The 4,717-nt window shown below is 70.8% G+C and carries 3 protein-coding genes; all 3 read left to right on the top strand.

Annotation, left to right across the window (positions count from 1 at the left end; all coding sequences use genetic code 11):
• The first annotated feature begins 1 nt into the window (after position 1).
• Positions 2–2,926, top strand: coding sequence for a choice-of-anchor D domain-containing protein (locus tag D7X55_RS35965; protein WP_121725395.1), 2,925 nt, complete (start codon positions 2–4; stop codon positions 2,924–2,926).
• Positions 2,927–3,131: 205 nt separating this feature from the next.
• On the top strand, positions 3,132–3,440 hold the full coding sequence (locus tag D7X55_RS35960) for a hypothetical protein (protein ID WP_120549277.1): 309 nt from the start codon (positions 3,132–3,134) through the stop codon (positions 3,438–3,440).
• A gap of 127 nt (positions 3,441–3,567) precedes the next feature.
• A partial coding sequence (locus D7X55_RS35955) for a serine/threonine-protein kinase (protein ID WP_199747301.1) occupies positions 3,568–4,717 on the top strand: 1,150 nt, incomplete at its 3' end.

Raw genomic sequence — 4,717 nt, 5'->3', positions numbered from 1 at the left:
GGTGGTGGTGGGGCTGCTGTCGGGCTGCGCGGACCGGGAGCGCTCGTCGCTCGCGGATGGCCGGCTGACGGCGACGCCGGGCGGCGTCGACTTCGCGCGGGTGGCTGTCTTCGACGCCCGCGAATCCACGGTGACGCTGCGCAACGTGGGCCGCGCGCGCATCACGGTGGACGAGGCCTGGGTGGAGGGGCCGGAAGGCGCCTACAAGGCCGAGTTCACCCACGAGGGTCCGCACAGCCTGGTGCCGGGCAGCGAGTGCACGCTGAAGGTGCGCTTCGCGCCGCTGGCCGAGGGCGGACTTCCCGCGGTGCTCGTCATCCGCTCGGACACGCGCATCGAGCCCTTGATGCGCATCCCGCTCAACGGCGCCGGCGTGGACGCGTGGGCGCGGGTGACGCCGCGCGCGCTGGACTTCGGCCGCATCGAGGCGGACTCCACCAAGACGCTGGGGGTGACGCTGGACAACCCCACGGAGCTGCCGGTGGTGGTGACGCCCAAGCTGGTGGGCGCGGACAAGGATGAGTTCGTCGCGGCTCCCCTGACGGTGAACCCGGGCGAGCGCGTGGAGCTGCCCGTCACCTTCAACCCGGTGCGCGTGGGGAAGAAGCAGATCGCCCTGGCCCTGTCTCCGTGCGCGGGGTGCGCGGACGTGCCGGTGCAGCTGACGGCGGAGTCGCTGGAGCGCGCGGTGGTGGCGGAGCCGGAGGTGGTGGACTTTGGCGCGGTGCCGGTGGACCGCGACGCCATCAAGGCCTCCAGCCTGCGCAACATCAGCACGGAGCCCGTCACGGTCACGTCGCTCATGCTGGATGGCACGGACGCGTCCTTCAGCCAGAACAACACGGGCCTGCCGCTGGTGCTCCAGCCGGGTGAGGTGCGCGCCTTTGAAATCCGCTACAGCCCCGGCCACATGGGCCAGGCCACGGACCGCGCCGTCTACACCGTGGTGAGCAAGCGCCACCCCACGCTGCCCGTGCCGCTGCGCGGCTTTGGCGGCGCGTCCGAGCTGTGCGTGTCGCCGATGATGCACGACTTCGGCGAGCAGCCGCTGGGCTCCAAGGTGCGCGTGGTGGTCAACGTGAAGAACTGCGGCACGGACAACGCCGGGCCGCTGACCATCAACACGCTGGACTGGACGCCGGACGCGACGGGCGCCCAGCTCCAGTTCAACCACAAGCCGGTGACGCTGCCGTTCACGCTGCCGGCCAACGGCGAGCTGAACCTGGAGGTCTTCTACGAGCCCATGCGCGAGGGCAGCGCGAACGGCGCGCTGGTGATGACCACGAGCGCGTTCTCCGCGGCCACCGTGCAGCTGGACTTCTTCGGCAGCGCGAAGGCGCATGCGCCGTGTGACTTGACCATCACCCCGCAGCTGGTGGACTTCGGCACCATCCCGCCGGGCCGCGGCGCGGTGCTGGGCGTGAAGCTGGAGAACAAGGGCGCGGACCTGTGCCCCGTGAAGAACATCCGCATCGCCAACGACGGCGGCGGCGTGTTCAAGATGCCCGGCGGCGAGCTCTTTGGCGGCATCATCTACCCGGGGGACTGGTTCAGCTTCCAGGTGGCCTTCCAGGCGCCCTTCACCGGCGGCAACTTCGCGGGCGAGCTCCAGGTGGAGCAGTACAACCCGGCGACGCCGGTGCGGCAGGTGCCGCTGATGGCGAACTCGCAGACGACGTGCCTGGTGGCGTCGCCCTGGTACCTGGACTTCGGCCTGGGCCGCAAGGACTGCCGCCCCGCGCCGCGCGAGGTGAACTACCTCAACGCGTGCACCACGCCCGTCACCATCTCCAACGTCTTCATCGGGCCGGGCACCACCGACACGGAGTTCGAGCTGCTGGATCACCCGGCGCCGCCCGCGTTCCAGCTCCAGCCGGGCGAGTCCTTCACGGTGGGCGTGGACTACCTGGCGCAGGTGACGGGCATGAACCTGTCGCCGCTCTTCGTGGACTCCAGCGACCTGCCCATCCCGCTGATGGTGCCGCTCATTGGCGAGTCGTCGAAGAAGACGGAGAAGACGGACAACTTCGTGCAGCAGGACGTGAGCAAGGTGGACGTCCTGTTCGTCGTGGACAACACGGCCTCCATGGTGGAGGAGCACCCGAAGCTCGTGTCCGCCATCCCCGCGTTCGTGGACGCCGCGCGCAACAAGGCGGTGGACGTGAACATGGCGGTGACGACGACGGGCATCTCCGCGGTGTCCGGCGCGTGCCCCGGTGGCGCGCTGGGCGGTGAGGCCGGCCGCTTCTTCCCGGCGGACAACAGCCGCCAGCGCATCCTCACGCTGAACACGGCCAACGTGACGCAGGTGCTCCAGCAGAACGTGCAGGTGGGCCAGTGCGCCCAGGTGGAGCAGGGCTTTGAAGCGATGCGCCGCGCGCTGACCTCGCCGCTGGTGAACAACGTGGATGATCCGCGCACGCCGCTGCCCAACGACGGCAACGCGGGCTTCCTGCGCGACTCCGCGGCGCTGGTGGTGGTGTTCGTGGGCGACGAGGATGACCACTCGCCGGACGCGGTCTCCACGTACGTGCAGTGGGCGCAGCAGCGCAAGGGTGAGAACCAGCCGCAGCGGGCCACGTTCTTCGCCATCGCGCCCACCAAGACGTCCTGCGCCACCGCGGGCGGCACCGGCACCCGGTACGCGGACGCGGCGGCCCAGACGGGCGGCGAGGTGCTCAACGTCTGCGCGGCGGACTACGCGCCGCTCCTCCGCCAGGTGGCCAGCAAGGCGTTCAGCGCGCAGGAGCGCTTCCCGCTGAGCGAGGAGCCCGACGCGGGCACTGTGACGGTGAGCGTCAACGGCAATCCCACCCCCAGCGGGTGGAGCTACGACGCGGCGACCAACAGCGTCGTCTTCACCGTGGTGCCGCCGCCCGGCTCCAAGGTGGCCATCACCTACCGCCGCGCCTGCGCCAACGACTGAACGGTGGGGAATCCGTGGTTGTGGACCCCGTGACGGGCCGGCCATCCGGCCCCGAACGGGGGTGTCAGACCCCGGTGCTACAGCACTGCATCTGCCTGTGCGGATGACCAGAAAATTGGAGGCGCTCCCTCGGTGTGTACCCTGCGGAGCGTCTGCACGCTGTTGCCCTGGAGGCGCTGTGAGCACCTGGACCCCTGATGAGCCCATGAAGTCCTCTCCGCGCGCCGGTGCGCCGGGACTGCGGGTCATCCGTGGAGAGGGGCAGCGCAAGCAGGAGCCGCTGGCGGACCGCAACGCGGTGGCCCGGGTGCTGATGGAGGCCGGGGCGGACCTGCTCCTCAAGCGCATCAGCCCGGTGAGGGCGCAGGAGATCGAGCGCAAGGTGGACCGGGTGCTGGACCTGTTCGACCGGGTGGACGCGGCGCCGGTGCTGATGCCGGTGCTCAAGCGCCACCTGGATGAGCTGGAGGCGCTGATGCGGGAGACCCGCGAGGTCCGCGCCGTCCGCCGCTAGGGCGCACCGCCTGGGCGCACCGCCAGGGCGCACCAGCGGTGGAACCGGAAAAAGGCCAGGGGGATTCGATGTTTGATTCCCCTGGCCCGGCCGCTTACGCTTGGGGTTCGCCTCCACGCCTCCGGCCGTGTCCATCGAAACCTACGGCAGCTACCAGCTCCTGAAGCGCCTCGCCACGGGCGGCATGGCGCAGATCTACCTCGCGCGCCGGCCGGGTTCGGATGCTCCGGACAAGCTGCTGGTGTTGAAGCGGATCCTCCCGCACCTGTCGGAGAACGACGAGTTCGTCCGGATGTTCCTGGACGAGGCGCGGATCGCGGCCCGGCTCGCGCACCCCAACGTCGTGCAGATCTACGACCTGGGGGCGGAGGGGGACACGTTCTTCATCGCCATGGAGTACATCCATGGCGTGGACGCGCGCCGGCTGTGGAAGCGCTCGGAGACGTCCGCGCGGCCGCTGCCGGTGCCGCTGGTGTGCCGCATCCTGCTGGAGGCGTGCGCGGGGCTGGACTACGCGCACAAGAAGACGGACGCGGCGGGGCGCCCGCTGGGCATCGTGCACCGGGACGTGTCCCCGCAGAACATCCTGGTGACGTTCGACGGCGGCGTGAAGGTGGTGGACTTCGGCATCGCGAAGGCGGCGGATCAGGCCACCGTCACGCGCTCCGGGGTGCTCAAGGGCAAGTATTCGTACATGTCGCCGGAGCAGGCCTCCGGGCAGCGCGTGGACCGGCGCTCGGACGTGTTCGCGCTGGGCGTGGTGCTGCATGAGCTGCTGACCGGCGGGCGCCTCTTCAAGCGCCACAGCGACATGCTGACCCTGTCGGCGGTGGCGGAGTGCAACGTCCCGGCGCCGTCGCAGGTGGCGCCCCGGGTGCCGGCGGAGCTGGACGCCATCGTGCTCAAGGCGCTCGCGAAGGATCCGGACGCGCGCTACCAGCACGCGCAGGAGCTGCAGCGGGCGCTGGAGGGGTGGCTCGCGTCTCAGCCGCAGCCGTGCGGCACGACGGCGGACCTGGCCGCGTACATGAAGGAGCTGTACGCGGACCGGCTGACGGAGGAGGCGCGCTCCGGCGAGGTGCAGGTGACGGACGACGAGGCCGGTGGGCCTCCGCCCGCGCCCGCGCCGCGCCGGTCGGTGATGCGGCCCGCGACGCCGCCCACGCGCACGGAGAACGAGCCCACCACCACGCTGCGTCCGAACCGGTCCAGCCGTCCCAGCGGGAAGGTGGAGGCGCGCCGCGAGGACTCGGTCGGGGACGGGGCGCGCTCGGAGG

It is taken from the genome of Corallococcus sp. AB049A (assembly GCF_003668885.1).
Taxonomy (GTDB): Bacteria; Myxococcota; Myxococcia; order Myxococcales; family Myxococcaceae; genus Corallococcus; species Corallococcus interemptor.
This window is presented reverse-complemented; position numbering and strand designations above follow the sequence as displayed.